This window comes from Agromyces sp. NBRC 114283 (genome assembly GCF_030268405.1).
GTDB classification, from domain to species: Bacteria; Actinomycetota; Actinomycetes; order Actinomycetales; family Microbacteriaceae; genus Agromyces; species Agromyces mediolanus.
In genome coordinates this window covers 1,200,411-1,215,980 of sequence record NZ_BSQP01000001.1, presented here as the reverse complement: position 1 = coordinate 1,215,980, position 15,570 = coordinate 1,200,411, and the positions used below count along the sequence as shown (strand labels likewise).

The following is a 15,570-nucleotide window of genomic DNA, read 5'->3' as shown; positions in this document are numbered from 1 at the left end:
ACTTACCGGTTCCCAAAACGAATCCCCCTCCCAGGGTCAAAACACAAAGAGGGCCGGCAACCCGAAGGTCACCGGCCCCAACAAAGGATGCGGACTCAGACTGAGATGATCTTCACGTCCGGCCGCATCATCTTGAGCTCCGCGATTGGGTCGATGCTGGTGTGGTCGGCCTCGTCAATGCGGGCGACCGCAACCGTCTCACCAAACACCGGGTACAGGGTCGCCAACCATGCCAGCACCTTCGCCTCAGAGTTCAGGTCGTCCGGGATGGTCACCGCACACAGGTCAGGGTGCTGCTCCCGCAGTACCGGCTCAACCTCGCGTGATACTCGAGGCAATTGGTGGGTGAACAGCTTCTCCCCGACCATGTACCCGAGGATGTCGTAGACACCGTCAATGTGGCGGGGTGATACGAGCCGCCCGGTAGCTGCGGACAGTACGTCTCCGATGTGGAACTCTCGCGTCTCGCTCACTTCTCCGCCTCCAAAGCGTCGATTGCCTCAAGCGCCCTGCCCAGATAGTTGTCCATCCCGCGGCCGTTCACCGCAACGACCGCTTCACGCGCCTGCCGGATGCCCTCACGAACACCCGCCGCGTAGGACGCCTCCGCCGCCGCGATCACCTCGAACATCGCATCGGTCCAGAACTTGATCCCGTGATGTTCCGCGAGCCGCCGCGCACGGTCGATCGCCGCTTCTCGTGCTTCCTCAGTCACGACGCCACCACCTTCCGGCCCACAAACACCTCAACCTCATACGTAGCTTCAACACCGCCGTCATCGGAGTAGAGATCCCCCAATAGGGCGCCGTTGGCCGCTCGACGGAAAGCCACAGAGCCAGACAGGTACCCATCCTCGGAAGCGGTGATCAGAGCCTCTTCGAGCTCGTCGCGTGCGCCCGATCCCTGAAGCTCCTGCAGCCCAGTTGCTGGGACGAATCTTGTGATCTCGTCTCGGAGTTGAGTTGGGTTGACTGCTGAGGCCGCGTCACTTACCGCGGCGTGGAGCGTCGTTGCACGGGCGCGGTCCAGAAAGGCATGAATGTAGATCTGGCGGGCGGGCGGGGGGAACGTGAAGTTAGCCATGCGCAACGCCCACGAAGTCAGATCCGGGGTTCTCAACGAAGCCGTTCTTCAACAGTCTCGCTCTGGCAATCTCCATGTAGTCCGGATTGAGTTCAATCCCGGCGAATCGGCGGTGGAGGTTTCCTGCCGACAGTGCCGTGGTCCCGGACCCACAGAACGGGTCGAGAACTAGATCTCCTTGCTCGCTCCCGATTAGCACGCAGGGATCAACCAGGCTTGGCGGGAACGTGGCGAAGTGGCCGCTGGCCTCCCGATGGAACTGGGTCTTGATGTCCCACACGGATCGCAGTCGGCGATCATTTGGGCCTCGAACCGCGTCAACGTCGTACTTGTAGCGCTCAGATTTGCTGAATAGGAACACGTTTTCGTGCGATCGGGTCGGGCGGTCCCTGACAGACTCGGGCTGCGCGTTGGGCTTGTTCCAAATGATCTCCTGGCGCAGGTACCACCCGCGCTCCTGGAGGGCGAACGCAAGTCGCCAAGGGACGCCGATCAGGTCCTTCGGTTTCAGCCCTTCAGGTGTGTCAGGGCGAGTCTGCATCGCTCGGGCGACATTCTTTTTATCGGGCGCGCGCCAAGTGCGACCACCAGAGGTGTAGGAATCGCCGATGTTGAGCCAGAGAGTCCCATCGTCTCGGAGGACGCGATTGACCTCATCGAACAGCGACGCGAGGTTGTTGATGAAGTCGTAGACCGATGCTTCAAGTCCCACCTGTCCGTCAATGCCGTAGTCACGGAGCGACCAATATGGCGGGGATGTCACGACAATCTGCGCCGATTTCTCAGGCATGGATTTCAGGACTGCTACTGCGTCACCTTGTATCAGTGCCGAGCTGTGACCGAGTAGTCCGTAGTCCCGCGCTGAGTCGTGTTCGATGACCGAGAACGCAGGTCGCTTCAATGGTGTTACGGACATGCTCATGCGCTGATCCTCTCAGAAAGGGGTGGAGTCGCTATAGTCGCCGTTCAGCAGCGACCACGAGTCCACAGGCTCAGCCGCCGGCTCGGGCGCACCACGATTCGCCTGCGCACGAGTAACCTGGGCGGTCGCGTACCGAAGCGACGGGCCGATCTCGTCGACCTCCAACTCAATCGTGGTGCGCTTGTTTCCCTCGCGGTCCTCGAACTCACGCGTCGCGATCTTCCCGACAACTACGACTCGGGTTCCCTTCGAGATCGAGTTGGCGATGTGCTCCGCAAGGTCGCGCCATGCGGTGCAGCGCATGAACAGCTTCTTGCCGTCCTTCCACTCGTTGGCCTGCCGGTCGAAGACCTTCTCCGTCGACGCCACGGTGAAGTTCGCCACGGCGGTGCCGTTCGCGGTGTACCGGAGCTCGACGTCGGCCGTCGTGTTTCCAACAATCGTTGTCGTTGCGGTCATGCTGTCTTCTTCCTGTTCAGGGCCGCGTGCGCGACCTCAAGTTCTCTCGCCGCCTTCCGGGCCGCCCGTTCACGTCCCGACATCACGAACGCCCAACCAGCGATCGCATGCTCATCCGACGCACCCAACGCGAACCGCCAATAGTGGTGACGGGCCACGGCATCGGACTGGTCGACCGCCCACACGGGTGCAAGGACCGACCCGGCAGGGTTCTCACTCATCCGCATGCCAGCCGGTGACGCGAAGTACGCCATCGCCTGCGCACGGAGTTCGTCGCGGATACTCACGTCCCCTCCTCCTGGCATCTGTGGCACGGCAACGGGTAACCCACATGCACCGCACACTCACGACCCGCCGACTCCAAAGCCGTCAACGGGAGACGGTCACGACGCACCCGCCCAGCGTTCGCAATCACATGCGCCGCCATCAGATACGCCGTCGACTCCTGCCGGTGCAACCTCACCCCAGCGATCGCGTCCTCAAAGTTCAGGTGCCCGATCGTGTCGAACCACTCGTCCAACACGAGCTGATCCACCTGACGGTTATCACCCAACTGGATCTTCGCCAACACCTTCGCGCACTCAGACCTGTTCACGAGCCACCTGCGTCGGGCAATCCTCGCGGCGACAGTGCCCCCACCTGAGCCCGGCCCAGTGGCCGTTTCCATCCGGGCAGAGTCCGAGCTGATCGCGCCACTGCTCAAGGGTCGTATCGGTCGGGGTGTTGATCTCCTCGATCCACGATTCGATTACGTTCCGCTCGGAGCGACCGTCGAAGTCTGACCAGTCGCCTCGGATCGCGTTCGCGTACTCCTGCATTGCTTCCGTAAGAGCACTCATTGTTCGATCTCCTGTAGTTCGGTTGCGAGCATCACAGTTCGCTGAGCCCGTTGCGTCGGAGTCGCCTTCGACGGATTCGCCCGCCCCAACCAGCCACGGAACGCAGCATCCCAATCCCGGTACCGCGCATCCTTCGACGCAGCCCACGCCCGGAACTGCCCCTCTTCATGGCGACCGTCCACACCTCGCTCAGCGGCGTAGGCGACATGGGCGGGTTTCGGGGTCCAGTCATCCGGCATCGGGATCTCTGGTTTGCGGCGCGAAGCGCGCACAACACCTTTAGGTGTTGTTGTCTCTGTCTCTGTCTCTGAGCTATCGGATGCCTGAGCCTTGCCATCCTTTTGCCATCGCTTTGCTGCGCCTTGCTTTCCCGCCTCGCTCCGTTTGGCAGAAATCGCAGCCCGCTTCTCCTCGATGTACGCGCGCAACGGGTGATGCAACTCGAAGTCGTGAATCCTCCACCCGTTGTCCACCCGCACCCACGACGGCCGCTCCGGATCATTCGAAGTGAGCTCCGCAGCTACTTCGGCGCCCCAACGCCGAAGCACAACACGCTCATCCAAGAACCCATCGGTGAGACGCCGCCGAGAATAGAAGACGGCCTCAAAGAACGCGCGAAACGCAGCGTCTGAGAGGCCGACGAACTTCGGGTGCTCGTCCAGCTCGATCGAGAACGGGGCGAACAGCCGGTCATCCTTCTTCGTCACATACTCACCTCCTCACCATTGCCATGTACTCCCGCGCAACCTGCACACACGGGACACAAAACACCTCACTTGGGGCCGTCTCCCCCTCACACCACGGACACGGCAGAACCGGAATCATGCGATATTCCCGAAATCGAATGCCTGCTGCGCGAGACGCTTCGCGATCAGTTCGCAATAGCGCTCTTCGAGTTCGACCCCAATCGCCTTTCGCCCGATGTTGCGCGCGCCCAGGAGCGTTGCTCCGGAGCCCGCAAACGGATCAGCGATGACAGCTCCCGGCGCATAAGAAACGAGCAATTCCATGAGTCCGACAGGCTTCGGCGTCGGGTGCCCCAACCCCTTTCGCTCAGCCCCGCCGCGGGCGAGCCCGTTAGCCCGGATCACGTTGGATCGGCGTGGTCCCGTCCAACCGGTACCGATGACATAGACCTCTTCGAACGCAGAGAAGAACACGGGATGACCCAGCGAAGCCTCGTCTCCCTTGTCCCAAATCAAGACTTGATCGCACTTAGGTTTTGCGTTGCGCCATGACCCGAAGACCAAGGCAGGGCGTTTACCCCAGAGCGCAAGTGCGGCATCTCGGGCAGTCGTGTCTTGATCGCCCGCAACCTCGATGGCGGCGTTCTTCCCGGCACGACTGTGGAGGTAATACCCCATCCCATAGGGGGGGTCAGTCACGAGCGTGTCGGCAGACAGCCATTCGGTCACCTCAAGGCAGTCCCCGTTGTACAGGGTCACGAATTGGTCTTCGTAGTACGGCTTCAAAAGGGCACCTCACCTTCGGGTACGCGACGACCGTCGCTCAGCAAATACAGGCGGGCACCATCCGGGTACTCGACTGGGGTGTACGCGCAACGCACCACCGTCTGATGATTCGTCGCCGCCTTCTCGACAATCACGCCACGACGGATCAACTCAGCCCGTGTCTCACCCGACGCGTCAGCTTTGTCGCTGTTGCAGAGCCCACACGCGGCGATCAGGGCGCGGGCGTCGTCCAACACCTTCGACCCGCCACTCCCCCGATTCGCACGATGATCCGCAACCGACGCGGCGCCGAGACACCTTGGGAGGTTCAACACGCACCGGCCGCGGTCACGGTCGAGTACGAGGGCAACCAGCTTCTTCGGGATCACGCTGCACGCTCCCTGCGGATTGCTGCTCGAGCTCGGGGGCTGAGCCCACCCCAAACGCCGTACCGCTCTTCCATTCCGTACTCGGCGCACATGGCCCGCACCGGGCAGTCCTCGCAGATCTTGATTGCGCGTTCGTTGCCCCAGTGGTTGCCGTTGTCGGGGAACCAGTCATCGGGTGGGAGTTCCGCGCACGCGGCGTCGTCCATCCATGGGTGCCATTCGGGTGGGTTCATGACTCCGCCTCGGGCTCCTCGATCTCGCCGCGGTTGATCTGTCCGTGTCGGACGAGCGCAGCGGTTCGGAGATCGTCGTTGAGTTCGTTTCGGTTCTTTGCCCGATTGACGATGTCCGCGAGGGTTTCCTTGTCGGTCGCGGTGTTGATGAGTTCGCCCCAGTCTTCGGACGGTTCGATGACGATCGCGTCGGCCTGGTGGTCGAAGTCCTCGGGGGTGTAGATTCCACCGAGGATCTGCGGGAACGCGTCTCGCAGCGCGTGGGAGAGGACACGGACGCCGAGCATGTGTGCGGGCTGGTTATTCCATTGCCCGGTTGTGCGGCCGAACTCTTTCCACGTGACGACGGTGTAGGCGTAGTCGTCGAAGCCCTTCCGCTTCACCCCCACACGAGCAGCGGCGGGGGCATCGTCTGAGAGCCACGCCTGCACCCACGTTTCACCGTCCGCGGTGTACTCGATTGGGGTCCGCCCGGCGTACTCACCTGATGCGGCAGCCACAGCGCGGAACCCATCGATCGCGCCGAGGATGGTCCACTTCCCGCCGATCTCAGCGGCGTAGATCTGCCTGGCGAAGGGGTCTAGGCCGGAACGCTGGACTGCGGCGATAAACGCCTGCGCGACGCTCACGGGGGCGTATTGCTTCTGCCCGCCCGTGGTCTTGACGAGGCCGGCGAACTCCATGAGCGCGGCTTGCTCGAGCGACCACATTTGCGGGTTTGCGGACTGGGGTACGAGGACGATCTCGCTAGACAAGGGCCAGCTCCTTCTCAAATGCGAGAGCCGCCCGTAGGCGGCTCAAGAGTTCGGTTGCGATGGGTTCGACCTGTTGTTGTAGGTCGAGGATCTTGGGGTCGTCTCGGTAGACGCGGATGAAGCGGGGTTCGTCGTCGATGAGGTCTTCGCCGTCGCCGTTCTTGTCGATGTCGCCCCACATCCAGTCGATGTGTTCGAACTCGGGGATGACGCGGAACTGCCATGCCATCTGCCGCCATTCGGGGAGGGTGGGGCCTTTGGTCCGCTTGTCGACGGTGACGTGTTTGATCTTCACTTCGGCACCGGCGTTTCCGGACGGGTGGATGCCGTCTGGGGTGGCGGCGAACCCGGTTTCGTCGGGCGCGTGGATGAGTGCCACGTTGTGGTTGTAGCCACCCCAACCGAGGATCATCGGCTCGAATCGGTACCCGTTCTCGGTGAACACGTTGCCTGAGAACACGTCGCGCTTGAGCTTCGCCGTCAGGTACAGGTGCACTGACTCGATCTTCGAGAGTCGGGCTGCGTCTGACGCTCCGATGACGGAGTAACGGGCTTGCTCCCATTCGGTTCGGTTGCGGCCGTCGCAGAGGACGCGATCGATCATGTCTCCCAGTCCCCCCAGTGGATAATTCGCCACCCTTGTCGCACCCATTCCGGTTCGAACCAGCGGGTGCCGTTGACGGTCACGGTGCCGGGATAGTCGGATTGGGTGGCGGGGTGGTAGTAGCCGGTGATTTCGTCGCCTTGTGCGTCTTGGAGGGTGACTGGTCTACGCATCGGAGTCACCGAGGATCGCGTCGGCCAGCAGCTCTGCGACTTCACGTTCCGGAGCGGCGTCCGATATGCCCCGATGCAGGATCGCGAGCTGCGCGTCGATCGTGCGGTGCAGGGTGACGATCAGCTCGGCCTGGGGAACGGCGTGATCTACATCCAGCGCCACACGGCCAGTACCCCAATACTCAGCGTCGTGGTGCTGAAACAGCTCGAAGCCCTCATCGGTCTCGATCGCGCCGTTGACGTATTGCCACTTGCCGGGCCAACCTTGATCTCGCAGACCTTCAAGCTTGTCGATTGCGGCTTGGATCTTCTCTGCCGGGTTCATCAGACCAGCGCCCTTCTGCGGTACCGGTGGATACTTGCCTGGTAGACGACGAAGAAGACCATCCAAATCCCGAGGTGGACCCAGTAGGCCCAGCCCGTCGTTCCTTCTTCGGCCTGCCCTTCCACTACGCCGAACACCCTGGCCGCGGCGAAACAAACGGCACCGACGATGGCGACGAGCCAGTACCTCCAGGGCGGAATGACTCGCCCTTCGCGCTCGTCTTCAATCTCCGCGATTCTCTGTGACATGCTCATGGTCGTTCTCCTGTGATGAGTGCCACCAGATCATCGGTGGTCATGAGTACCCACTGCTCACCGGGTTTCGTGGTGCCGCGGCGTTTCGCGATCACGATTCCTGCGGTGGCGTCGTCGTTTCCCATTTCGGTGTGTGCTTCGTTGATCCACTCGCCGGGGAGGAGGCGTCCGCCGTACTCCTTGCATTCCACGACGACCCGGTTGCCGAGGACTCGGAGGCCGGAGATGTCGCCGCGGTCGTGGGCGCCGTGTTTGACGCGGCGTTCGATGCGGTCGTCGATGTGGGTTGCGAGGTGGGTTGCGATTGAGAGTCGAATGCGGTGCCGGCGTTCTTCGCGGATTTCCGGTTGCGGGTCATCGGCCGTCTCCGAGCTGGTACCAGACGACGAGCACGAACGCGGTCGCGAGGACGAACATGCTGATGACCTTGAGGGGCCAGAGCTGGTACGCACACCCCGCGAGCGTGCCCACGGTTGCGGCGAGCCCGATGGTGGTTGCGATGACATCCCACTTCGTCACACGGCCGGTCATCGCAGATCCTCAATCAAATCGAGAAGCTCGAGGACCATGTCCGCGAAGTCGTTCTCGGTGAGGTCGTCCCATGCGTCCATTGCGTCGAACATCTCAGGGTGCTCTGCGGCGAGCCCGCCGACTCCCTTGTTGAGCTCGATCATCTTCGCGTAGGCGTCCCGCTGCTCCTCCGCCGCTCTGCGAAGGGCGCGGAGACTGGCGCTAGTCATCTTCATGTTGCTGCTCCGTTCGCGGCTAGTAGTTCTTCCTCAACCGCCCGGATCTGTTCCCCGAGGGTGATGGCGTGTTTCTCAAGGTCGTGTGCCGACCGGTGAAGGTTGGCGGCGGATACGAGAAACGCGCTCTGCGTTTGCAGTAGCGCGTCAAGGTCAGCCCGGATCTCATCAGGAGTACGGATCATCAGGTACCTCCTCTGGGCCAGATGCAGGTGAGACAGTCGCAGATGCGCGTCATGTCGAGGTTGATCCAGTCGCAGATGTGCCGCCCGTTCGAGCACGACGAGCACACCCAGCGCGCCGCCTCAGCCACGCTCGCTCCCTTCCACGTCGGGTTCCGGGGCGAGGTGGTGCGCCAGCGAGTCGAGTTGCCGGTGCGCCCTGCCGACGATCCACGTCATCGCTTCGTCGAGGCGAGCCAGCGGGTCCGCCACGTGCTTCATTGCGATGGCGTCGAGCGGGTGCGCGAATACCTGGAGGCGCTTCATGCCTGGGTCGGCGAATCGCAGAGGGTGGCCGATCTTCACGTACTCGCTACTGATGACCGGAATGCCATCGATCATCGCTCGCTCCCTTCCACGTCGGGTTCGGGGACACCGCCGCTGCACATCGAGCACACTCGGACGGGATTCGACATCCGCGACCAGTAGAGATCGCCACACTCGTCGCACTTCACCAGTGCGGCGGCAGCAATCCGACCGGCGATCTCAGCAAGCATTTGGCGGTCGTTCATTGCAGCTCCTCTGTTGTTTCCCACCCGCACCCCGGACACGACGTCACGCGCCGGCCCCGTAGATCTCGCGCTTCTTCCGCTCCCAAGCCGCACCGAACAAGCGGTCCTCCCTCGTCGTTACGCGAGGCTTCGGATGCTCGGCGATCTCCTGCGGTTGGAGCACGTCACAGTTCGGGCAACGGAACAACTCCCCCGCCCGGTTGTGCGGAACCATCAGCAACCCGCAAACGCAACTCATCCCAACTCCTCAACCTCTTCACGGCCGCATGCCGGGCAACCCCACGTCAACGAGTGATCCCACCCGTCATAGACGCCCTCAATAGGGGCGTCCGCAATCCAGTCGCATCGCATGCAGTACGCGTCCTCAACATCCACCACAGTCCGGTACCAGTCAGGCGCGTACATCACACGGGCCAGATTCGCCAGCAGTCGCGCGTGGGCTTCTTGCAGAATCGGCAGGTGGACAGCGCCCAGCTCAGCGTCTGCTCTACCGAGGCGCGACCGGCCTGGCACATGTTCAACGCCTCCTCACACGACCGTGCACGGTGAGTGACCGACCCGGTACAGGTGGTGGACGTGTGGTTGAACTCGCACGGAGGCTCCGGAACCTTCTCCAACAGTCGCGTGTAGTGAAGGTTCGCGAACGCCTCAGCCTCAACCGACTCCATCGGCGTCACGGCTACACCCCGATCATTTCTGCGAGGTCCAACGCCCCACACCGCTCCAACACCTGTCTGGCCGCACACGATCCACCACCGCCACAGTCGCCGGAGCGAACGTCAACAACCCGTTCTCCCCATGCCGGTCATCACCACCCCAACCAGACATCAGCGGGCTCCCAACCACTTCTCAAACGCACCCACATCCGTGGTCACAATCCCGGTCTCGTCGTCCACGAAAAGCGTGGCGAAGTTGCGGCGCTTGTCGTCGGAGTAGATGTACCGCGGAGCAGGGTGATGTCGCGTGGCCGGGCCATCGACCGTTATACGAAAGGACGTGTACGTACGTTCAGACGTCACCGCGACAGAGCCGAGCCGAACACGCTCACCCATCACTGCACCTCATCCCCGTGGATATCCACTTCACGCAGCACCCGACACGACTCCGCCTTCGCCTTGTCCCCGAGGGCAACGAGACCGTCCACCCGCACCGCAACCTCAAGGAACCGAGGGGCACCACCGCCGTTGTAGTAGCTGCGCGCAACCGCGGGCCGGTAGCCGAAGTGGAGCCCGTTTCCGCACGCCTGCGAGGGACGCCAATCCGGGGCGGTCACCGTGGCTCCGAGTGGGTACTGCGTCTTGGTGTAGCCGTGGCCGGCGAACAAGTCCGCGTCCACTGCCTTGTAGAGGATCGCTTCACCGTCCTGCACCTTCACCCCGTGGAACGCGAGGAAGTCGTCCGTGGTGTGGGTGTCGATGTTGCTGACATCGATGACGACACCGTCGCCGCTGAGAGCGACCTTCTTGGAGTGGAGGTGGATGGCAACGTACTTTGACGCCACGACACGGGACGAATCCCACGCCTCGACACGGGACGAACCCCGCGCCTCGACACGGGACGAACCCCGCGCCTCGACACGGGACGAACCCCGCGCCTCGACACGGGACGAACCCCGCGCCACGACACGGGACGAATCCCACGCCACGACACGGGACGAATCCCACGCCTCGACACGGGACGAACCCCACGCCACGACACGGGACGAACCCCACGCCACGACACTGGACGAACCCCGCGCCTCGACACGGGACGAACCCCACGCCACGACACGGGACGAACCCCACGCCACGACACTGGACGAACCCCGCGCCACGACACTGGACGAACCCCGCGCCACGACACGGGACGAACCCCACGCCACGACACTGGACGAACCCCGCGCCACGACACTGGACGAATCCCACGCCTCGACACTGGACGAACCCCGCGCCTCGACACGGGACGAACCCGAACTCTCGACCCGCAACCACACACCCGCGGGCGAGTCGATGTAGATCACCGGCTCACTGTTCTTGAGTGCCTTGTCGAGTTCCTTCTGACTGGTGACCGTGACGGCCATTACTGCACCTTTGCTTTCTCTGGCAGCACTGCCAGCTCACGAACGTGATTCACCAACACCGCATCCACCGCATGGCCAGTCGGATGAAACAGGCGCGTACGCCGACGCAGAAGCTCCGCCGCACACTCCGCCCAACCCGTCAGGTACCCGGCGTTGAAGTCGTCACCCATGACGCCCTCCCAACAAGAAGAGGTGCACCCACAACTTCGGGTGAAGCAGGTACACCAAGACAAAGAAGAAGGCCAGCAACCCGGATGGGTCACTGGCCTCAAACGGCGTCCGTGGTTAGGACTGCGGCAGGTCTGCGGCGCAGATCCGGTCGTGAGAACGAGGCGGGTACGACGACCCGCCACGGTGCGGCTTCCGAGGAAGCGCGCGCCCCTTCTTGTCGAGGTCGTGCCGAACCCGAGCAACCACCGCGTCACTGAACTTCAACGCGACCGTCGTAGCTCCAACCTTCCGGCCCTCGTCGTGCTTCACCGCAACCTGCTGCATCTTGAGCGGAACGCCCTCCGCCTCCCAGTGCAGCCGATACGGCGCGCCATTCTCCGACCAGATCACACCGACAGTGAGATACGGGTGACCCTTCGCGTTGCGACCGAACTGGGCCTTCCCCTTCGGATTGAGGGTGAGCTTCGTCCCGTCACCCAACTCCACCGACTCGAACGTGTCATTCACGTCCTGCGCGATACGGCACGCGAACCGGAGCTCGTTAGGTGCCCCCTGCCCGCCCTCGAGTGCCTTCTGGAGAGCCTTCTGCATCCACCGCGGCCGAGCCTCCTGCGGCTTGATCCGAACCCTGACGTAGCCGCTCAGGTTCTTGATGTCGGTGTTCATTTGCTGCTTCCTTCCAGGGTTGAAATGGCATTGCTGAGCAGAAGCACCAGGCGAGCCCTGGCGGCATCCGAGAGTTGCGCGACATGATCCGGCGTGAATGTTGTGCGGATAATCGCGGAGAACGAATTGATCAGGTCAGCTTCATGGAACGCGTGGCTGGAGGCATCGCGCGGAGGCTTCTTCTGAACCGGGACGGCATACTCTTTGCCGTCGAGACCGGTAACGTGTCGGGCCGGGATGTCTTCCACCTCGCCCGTGTCCGGATCGACCTGCATCATGGTCTGCGGTCCAGGTGTGAAGTTGTTCACACCTTCTGCGTCCCGAATGTCCGTTGTGATCTGGCGCGGCGAGACGCCGACGATTGGGGCAATCGCCCGTGTGCTCATCCCCTGCGCGCTGAGCTCGGCGACGAGCTCCTGCCGAACATCCCGCGCCAGGCGCAACGGCTCGTCCCCGAACACGTCCTTGAGGTACGCCGTCCACGACGGATACCCCAGGACCTGATGAACATTGCTGCCTTTCGCCTCCGAAACCAACTGCCGAAGCGTCTCCACGTTCTCGGCCACGTTCGCCGCGACCAGACGAATGCGCTCCGTCAACCGGCGCGCCCGAACTTCATCCATCAACACCAGATCAGTCATCACAGCCTCCGCGCGTTCAGACGGCTCGAACGTCTGTGCCTGCCAGCAACGCCACCATCGACCACCAAGTCGATACCCCGCCTTCACCGCTGGGGCCCGAAGCCCTCTTACGCCGATCCATCAGCAGGAAGCGCGTTCAACGATGGGGACATTCGTCCCGCTTACAACGCTCCATCCGCGCCACCGGACCTTAAGGGGAAGCCCCTATTGATCCGGCCATGCACAATTCGGTAAGTTCATCCGCGACCGCCAAGTCAACGGACTACCCCGTGAGGAACCTGGAGCCCGCCCACCACGACGCCCAGCTACTCAACCCACGCACCACAGGCTCTTCGCCCCGGTGATCTCTGTTGTCCCGCTTCCCGGCGCATTGACGACTGGTTCGCCGTCCGGGTTGCTATGTCGTTTTTGGGTGCGCTAAGCACCGGCCCCACCCAGCAGGCGGGGAAGATCAGCGGAGCGTCAGGCGCTCAGGTGGTTCCTCGAATCGTCGGGAGCTTCTTGATGTACTCCGACAGGTCGTCATGATGAATCAGAGGCTTCGTCCGCTTCTTGCCTGCGTAGTGAACCTCAAGACCATCGCTGTCGATGGCTTCCTTGATCGAACGAACCGACAGCGAAGCCTGCTCCGCCGCGCCTGCAAGGTCATACGCGATCCTGCTCACGCCATCACCCCAATGAGGTCCGCCGGCTGAACCGAGAACGCTCGAGCGATGGCCGCGAGTTCCCCGACAGAGAACTTGTAAGGATTGGCCAGCTTCTCCGCCAGCTCCTTCGCCGTCATCGTGTTCATACGGACACGATAACGTGCACGTACATGCACTGTCAAGCACTGATTAGAAATTGTGTGTGCCCCGAACTTCCGCCAAGGGTTATCCCTGAACCGCAACGTTCAACTAGCGGAACCGTGCACGTATGTACTACACAAGATGTGTGAGCGCCCTTCAAATGACCAACGACGACCGTGCCGCGAGCATCGTTCTTGCAAACGCACTCGAGAAGAGTGGAATGTCCAAGGCAGAGCTCACGCGTCGCGCGAACGCTCAGGGACTAAAGATCACGCTCCGTACCGTGAACTACTACCTTGACGGGGAACGCACCATGACATTCGGCGCGTTCCGGACACTTCACACAATCCTCGGACTCAGTCGCGAGGAAGCGGCACGCGAAGTAGGTCGCATCGTCGCGACCCTCGATGACGCCTAGCAGCAGCCCCGGGTCCCCTTGCGCGATTCCCGCCGCTCGAATCTGCCCCAGCGTGAACCGCTCAATAACAGTCATTTCAACCCCAATTTTCCCGAGTGCTCCCGCCACTACCCCTATGGCTGGAACCATAAACAAGCCCTCCGACACTGGTAGGGTGGCCGAAGTTCTGGCGGACTCTATGCGATTCGTAATAGAACCGCTAGCTACCACAACGGGGGCCACCCCTCAGCTGTAGCGTCTGGCTCGTGCCGGAACCCCAGCGACTCGCCACGTTAGTGGCGACGGTCGTCCGGAATTACGCCGAGGAGACTTACGTCTCGCAAGCAGAGCTATCCCGAAAATCCGGCGTCTCCCAGCCGCACATCTCCAACGTGTTCACCGGAAAATCGGTGTTCTCAATCGATCAGCTAGACGCCATCTGCTCAGCGCTTGGCCTCAAGGTCACAGCTGTCATTCATGAAGCGGACTCGGCGCGACGCCGCTGAAGTACTGAGACAACTGCCGCATCGCCTCGACCCTCCGCACCTGGTTCCCGCGAGACTTATAGCCCCTCGTGACCGTCCGCACAGAGTGGCCGACGATTTCCATGATGATGTCCTCTGCCACGCCGGCCTCATAAAGCAGGTCCACGGTCGTGTGGCGGAGATCATGCAAACGCACCCCCTTTTCAACCCCCATCGCCTCCCGCGCAGTCGGCCACCGCTTTGTCTCGGTGTCAGGGTCGATGGGCTTTCCCTTATTCGCAAAAACGAGCCCCCACGGGTTCGGTGACGACCGCTTCCGGTGTTCGTTCAAGATGTACGCGAGCGGGTCCACCAGGGGAATCATCCTCCACCCAGCAAGCGACTTCGGCCGAGTCCAATACAGGCCGTTCCCGATCTCGCGATACTCAAAGTCGGCGGGAGCATTCGCAACGTCTCTGATCCGCTGAAGCTGCCACGATAGGTCGAGCTCGTCTCCGACCCGATCCCATTCGAGTCCAAGGATCTCACCCCGACGCGCGCCCGTCAGAAGGTACGTTGCCCAGCGGGCGGGCTCCGGATCGTACGGCTCATTTTCAAAGGCGGGCGCGCAGCGCTTCACGATCGCCACAGCCTCGTCCACAGTGAACGCTTCAAGGCGACGCCGGGCCTTCCGCGGCGCGTCCAGCATGGTTGCGGGGTTTCGGTAGAGCTTCCCCTCTCGGATGGCATCTTCGAGCGCCTTAGAGAGGATCCTGTGGGCGTTCAGAGCATAGGTAGATGAGCCACCGTTGCCCGTGATGTGATCATGAACCCGGCGCACGTGCGCCGGGGTTAGCTTCTCCAAGCGAACGTTGCCGATCGCCTCGATGATCTGCTTGTTGACTACTGACCGGTATCCGGCGAGAGTCTTGGGCCTGACTCGCTTGGCCGCGATGTCATCAAGCCATGCAGTCATCCAATCGCGAACGGTCGGGCTGGAGGTTGCGAGGTCGCCTGAATCGCGGAACTGAGAGTAGAGCGACTTGGCCTTGCCAAGGAACTTCCCCCAATCCTTGGATCGAAACTCTCGACGACGACGAGCGCCGGCTGCCGTCGTGGGCAACTCGATGCGGCCGATGAAGTAGCCTTCCTTGTTCACCCAAGCGGCGACCCCAAGGGGGAGCTGCTTCCGCATTCGCTGATCAATCTCAAGCATGGAACTCCTTCACCCAACTCCACCCCAAGTTCACCCGGGGCCGTGCACTTCCGTGCACGTGTGTGCATTGTTTCATGTTCGCCCGTACTCGTCCAGATGGTCAGATCGCCGGAAAATCAAGGGACCAGGCGATTGGTGAATCAGACTGAAAATCGAAAGGTCACCGGATCGATGCCGGTCGGAGCCACAGCGAAACCCCGCG

General features: G+C 62.2%; 28 protein-coding genes. 3 read left to right on the top strand and 25 right to left on the bottom strand.

Annotated features, from left to right (window positions below):
- Positions 1-95: 95 nt before the first annotated feature.
- The 18 genes from QSJ60_RS05795 to QSJ60_RS05715 all read right to left on the bottom strand — a co-directional run bounded on the left by QSJ60_RS05795 (position 96) and on the right by QSJ60_RS05715 (position 8,418).
- Positions 96-473, bottom strand: coding sequence for a DUF7736 domain-containing protein (locus QSJ60_RS05795; protein WP_285462966.1), 378 nt, complete (start codon positions 471-473; stop codon positions 96-98).
- Positions 470-715 (bottom strand): hypothetical protein, encoded by a 246-nt coding sequence (locus QSJ60_RS05790; RefSeq protein WP_285462965.1) that lies wholly within the window; start codon positions 713-715, stop codon positions 470-472. The genes QSJ60_RS05795 and QSJ60_RS05790 overlap by 4 nt, the downstream gene beginning before the upstream one ends.
- Positions 712-1,083, bottom strand: coding sequence for a hypothetical protein (locus tag QSJ60_RS05785; RefSeq protein ID WP_285462964.1), 372 nt, complete (start codon positions 1,081-1,083; stop codon positions 712-714). The genes QSJ60_RS05790 and QSJ60_RS05785 overlap by 4 nt, the downstream gene beginning before the upstream one ends.
- A complete protein-coding gene (locus QSJ60_RS05780) occupies positions 1,076-2,005 on the bottom strand; it encodes a DNA-methyltransferase (RefSeq protein ID WP_285462963.1) in 930 nt (309 codons plus the stop codon). Before QSJ60_RS05780 ends, QSJ60_RS05785 begins: the two co-directional genes overlap by 8 nt.
- 12 nt (positions 2,006-2,017) lie before the next feature.
- Positions 2,018-2,464, bottom strand: a complete 447-nt coding sequence (locus tag QSJ60_RS05775; RefSeq protein ID WP_285462962.1) for a single-stranded DNA-binding protein — start codon at positions 2,462-2,464, stop codon at positions 2,018-2,020.
- Positions 2,461-2,751 carry a hypothetical protein gene (locus tag QSJ60_RS05770; protein ID WP_285462961.1) on the bottom strand — a complete coding sequence of 97 codons (291 nt, stop codon included), beginning with the start codon at positions 2,749-2,751 and terminating at the stop codon, positions 2,461-2,463. Before QSJ60_RS05770 ends, QSJ60_RS05775 begins: the two co-directional genes overlap by 4 nt.
- A 548-nt stretch (positions 2,752-3,299) precedes the next feature.
- A complete protein-coding gene (locus QSJ60_RS05765; protein ID WP_285462960.1) occupies positions 3,300-4,010 on the bottom strand; it encodes a hypothetical protein in 711 nt (236 codons plus the stop codon).
- Between the two features lie 114 nt (positions 4,011-4,124).
- Positions 4,125-4,748, bottom strand: coding sequence for a DNA-methyltransferase (locus tag QSJ60_RS05760; protein WP_285462959.1), 624 nt, complete (start codon positions 4,746-4,748; stop codon positions 4,125-4,127).
- A 23-nt stretch (positions 4,749-4,771) separates the two neighbouring features.
- Positions 4,772-5,143 (bottom strand): hypothetical protein, encoded by a 372-nt coding sequence (locus tag QSJ60_RS05755; RefSeq protein ID WP_285462958.1) that lies wholly within the window; start codon positions 5,141-5,143, stop codon positions 4,772-4,774.
- Entirely contained in the window at positions 5,140-5,349 is a 210-nt protein-coding gene (locus QSJ60_RS19075) for a WhiB family transcriptional regulator (RefSeq protein WP_352230701.1), read from the bottom strand. The genes QSJ60_RS05755 and QSJ60_RS19075 overlap by 4 nt, the downstream gene beginning before the upstream one ends.
- Positions 5,350-5,372: 23 nt before the next feature.
- A complete protein-coding gene (locus QSJ60_RS05750; RefSeq protein WP_285462956.1) occupies positions 5,373-6,131 on the bottom strand; it encodes a recombinase RecT in 759 nt (252 codons plus the stop codon).
- Positions 6,124-6,627: a hypothetical protein gene (locus QSJ60_RS05745; RefSeq protein ID WP_285462955.1), complete on the bottom strand. Its 504-nt coding sequence runs from the start codon at positions 6,625-6,627 to the stop codon at positions 6,124-6,126. Before QSJ60_RS05745 ends, QSJ60_RS05750 begins: the two co-directional genes overlap by 8 nt.
- 273 nt (positions 6,628-6,900) lie before the next feature.
- The gene (locus QSJ60_RS05740; protein WP_285462954.1) at positions 6,901-7,233 is read right to left on the bottom strand and encodes a hypothetical protein; all 333 of its coding nucleotides are present in this window, start codon (positions 7,231-7,233) and stop codon (positions 6,901-6,903) included.
- Positions 7,233-7,487: a hypothetical protein gene (locus QSJ60_RS05735; protein ID WP_285462953.1), complete on the bottom strand. Its 255-nt coding sequence runs from the start codon at positions 7,485-7,487 to the stop codon at positions 7,233-7,235. The genes QSJ60_RS05740 and QSJ60_RS05735 overlap by 1 nt, the downstream gene beginning before the upstream one ends.
- The gene (locus QSJ60_RS05730) at positions 7,484-7,678 is read right to left on the bottom strand and encodes a hypothetical protein (RefSeq protein ID WP_285462952.1); all 195 of its coding nucleotides are present in this window, start codon (positions 7,676-7,678) and stop codon (positions 7,484-7,486) included. The genes QSJ60_RS05735 and QSJ60_RS05730 overlap by 4 nt, the downstream gene beginning before the upstream one ends.
- A 163-nt stretch (positions 7,679-7,841) precedes the next feature.
- Entirely contained in the window at positions 7,842-8,018 is a 177-nt protein-coding gene (locus tag QSJ60_RS05725) for a hypothetical protein (RefSeq protein WP_285462951.1), read from the bottom strand.
- The gene (locus QSJ60_RS05720) at positions 8,015-8,233 is read right to left on the bottom strand and encodes a hypothetical protein (protein WP_285462950.1); all 219 of its coding nucleotides are present in this window, start codon (positions 8,231-8,233) and stop codon (positions 8,015-8,017) included. Before QSJ60_RS05720 ends, QSJ60_RS05725 begins: the two co-directional genes overlap by 4 nt.
- Positions 8,230-8,418: a hypothetical protein gene (locus QSJ60_RS05715; RefSeq protein WP_285462949.1), complete on the bottom strand. Its 189-nt coding sequence runs from the start codon at positions 8,416-8,418 to the stop codon at positions 8,230-8,232. Before QSJ60_RS05715 ends, QSJ60_RS05720 begins: the two co-directional genes overlap by 4 nt.
- A gap of 42 nt (positions 8,419-8,460) precedes the next feature.
- On the opposite strand from QSJ60_RS05715, the gene QSJ60_RS05710 reads away from it, so the two are divergent.
- The gene (locus QSJ60_RS05710) at positions 8,461-8,883 is read left to right on the top strand and encodes a hypothetical protein (protein ID WP_285462948.1); all 423 of its coding nucleotides are present in this window, start codon (positions 8,461-8,463) and stop codon (positions 8,881-8,883) included.
- Between the two features lie 1,134 nt (positions 8,884-10,017).
- Here QSJ60_RS05710 and QSJ60_RS05705 read toward each other — a convergent pair.
- The 6 genes from QSJ60_RS05705 to QSJ60_RS05680 all read right to left on the bottom strand — a co-directional run bounded on the left by QSJ60_RS05705 (position 10,018) and on the right by QSJ60_RS05680 (position 13,296).
- Positions 10,018-11,025, bottom strand: coding sequence for a DUF7666 domain-containing protein (locus tag QSJ60_RS05705; protein WP_285462947.1), 1,008 nt, complete (start codon positions 11,023-11,025; stop codon positions 10,018-10,020).
- Positions 11,025-11,195 (bottom strand): hypothetical protein, encoded by a 171-nt coding sequence (locus QSJ60_RS05700; RefSeq protein ID WP_285462946.1) that lies wholly within the window; start codon positions 11,193-11,195, stop codon positions 11,025-11,027. The genes QSJ60_RS05705 and QSJ60_RS05700 overlap by 1 nt, the downstream gene beginning before the upstream one ends.
- 115 nt (positions 11,196-11,310) lie before the next feature.
- Positions 11,311-11,862 (bottom strand): hypothetical protein, encoded by a 552-nt coding sequence (locus QSJ60_RS05695; protein WP_285462945.1) that lies wholly within the window; start codon positions 11,860-11,862, stop codon positions 11,311-11,313.
- Positions 11,859-12,503, bottom strand: a complete 645-nt coding sequence (locus tag QSJ60_RS05690) for a hypothetical protein (protein WP_285462944.1) — start codon at positions 12,501-12,503, stop codon at positions 11,859-11,861. Before QSJ60_RS05690 ends, QSJ60_RS05695 begins: the two co-directional genes overlap by 4 nt.
- Before the next feature lie 470 nt (positions 12,504-12,973).
- A complete protein-coding gene (locus QSJ60_RS05685; RefSeq protein ID WP_285462943.1) occupies positions 12,974-13,168 on the bottom strand; it encodes a hypothetical protein in 195 nt (64 codons plus the stop codon).
- Positions 13,165-13,296, bottom strand: coding sequence for a helix-turn-helix domain-containing protein (locus QSJ60_RS05680; RefSeq protein ID WP_285462942.1), 132 nt, complete (start codon positions 13,294-13,296; stop codon positions 13,165-13,167). The genes QSJ60_RS05685 and QSJ60_RS05680 overlap by 4 nt, the downstream gene beginning before the upstream one ends.
- Before the next feature lie 155 nt (positions 13,297-13,451).
- Between QSJ60_RS05680 and QSJ60_RS05675 the strand changes: the two genes are divergently transcribed.
- Positions 13,452-13,709 (top strand): hypothetical protein, encoded by a 258-nt coding sequence (locus tag QSJ60_RS05675; protein WP_285462941.1) that lies wholly within the window; start codon positions 13,452-13,454, stop codon positions 13,707-13,709.
- A 245-nt stretch (positions 13,710-13,954) separates the two neighbouring features.
- Positions 13,955-14,194 (top strand): helix-turn-helix domain-containing protein, encoded by a 240-nt coding sequence (locus QSJ60_RS19070; RefSeq protein WP_352230682.1) that lies wholly within the window; start codon positions 13,955-13,957, stop codon positions 14,192-14,194.
- Here QSJ60_RS19070 and QSJ60_RS05670 read toward each other — a convergent pair.
- Entirely contained in the window at positions 14,160-15,368 is a 1,209-nt protein-coding gene (locus tag QSJ60_RS05670) for a site-specific integrase (protein WP_285462940.1), read from the bottom strand. The genes QSJ60_RS19070 and QSJ60_RS05670 overlap by 35 nt on opposite strands.
- Positions 15,369-15,570 lie beyond the last annotated feature (202 nt).

Coding starts and splice junctions, on each gene's coding strand:
- QSJ60_RS05785 (WP_285462964.1), bottom strand. CDS start 1,083: ATGGCTAACTTCACGTTCCCCCCGCCCGCCCGCCAGATCTACATTCAT.
- QSJ60_RS05780 (WP_285462963.1), bottom strand. CDS start 2,005: ATGAGCATGTCCGTAACACCATTGAAGCGACCTGCGTTCTCGGTCATC.
- QSJ60_RS05775 (WP_285462962.1), bottom strand. CDS start 2,464: ATGACCGCAACGACAACGATTGTTGGAAACACGACGGCCGACGTCGAG.
- QSJ60_RS19075 (WP_352230701.1), bottom strand. CDS start 5,349: ATGGACGACGCCGCGTGCGCGGAACTCCCACCCGATGACTGGTTCCCC.
- QSJ60_RS05740 (WP_285462954.1), bottom strand. CDS start 7,233: ATGAACCCGGCAGAGAAGATCCAAGCCGCAATCGACAAGCTTGAAGGT.
- QSJ60_RS05735 (WP_285462953.1), bottom strand. CDS start 7,487: ATGAGCATGTCACAGAGAATCGCGGAGATTGAAGACGAGCGCGAAGGG.
- QSJ60_RS05725 (WP_285462951.1), bottom strand. CDS start 8,018: ATGACCGGCCGTGTGACGAAGTGGGATGTCATCGCAACCACCATCGGG.
- QSJ60_RS05720 (WP_285462950.1), bottom strand. CDS start 8,233: ATGAAGATGACTAGCGCCAGTCTCCGCGCCCTTCGCAGAGCGGCGGAG.
- QSJ60_RS05715 (WP_285462949.1), bottom strand. CDS start 8,418: ATGATCCGTACTCCTGATGAGATCCGGGCTGACCTTGACGCGCTACTG.
- QSJ60_RS05710 (WP_285462948.1), top strand. CDS start 8,461: ATGCGCGTCATGTCGAGGTTGATCCAGTCGCAGATGTGCCGCCCGTTC.
- QSJ60_RS05705 (WP_285462947.1), bottom strand. CDS start 11,025: ATGGCCGTCACGGTCACCAGTCAGAAGGAACTCGACAAGGCACTCAAG.
- QSJ60_RS05700 (WP_285462946.1), bottom strand. CDS start 11,195: ATGGGTGACGACTTCAACGCCGGGTACCTGACGGGTTGGGCGGAGTGT.
- QSJ60_RS05695 (WP_285462945.1), bottom strand. CDS start 11,862: ATGAACACCGACATCAAGAACCTGAGCGGCTACGTCAGGGTTCGGATC.
- QSJ60_RS05690 (WP_285462944.1), bottom strand. CDS start 12,503: ATGACTGATCTGGTGTTGATGGATGAAGTTCGGGCGCGCCGGTTGACG.
- QSJ60_RS05680 (WP_285462942.1), bottom strand. CDS start 13,296: ATGAACACGATGACGGCGAAGGAGCTGGCGGAGAAGCTGGCCAATCCT.
- QSJ60_RS05675 (WP_285462941.1), top strand. CDS start 13,452: ATGACCAACGACGACCGTGCCGCGAGCATCGTTCTTGCAAACGCACTC.
- QSJ60_RS05670 (WP_285462940.1), bottom strand. CDS start 15,368: ATGCTTGAGATTGATCAGCGAATGCGGAAGCAGCTCCCCCTTGGGGTC.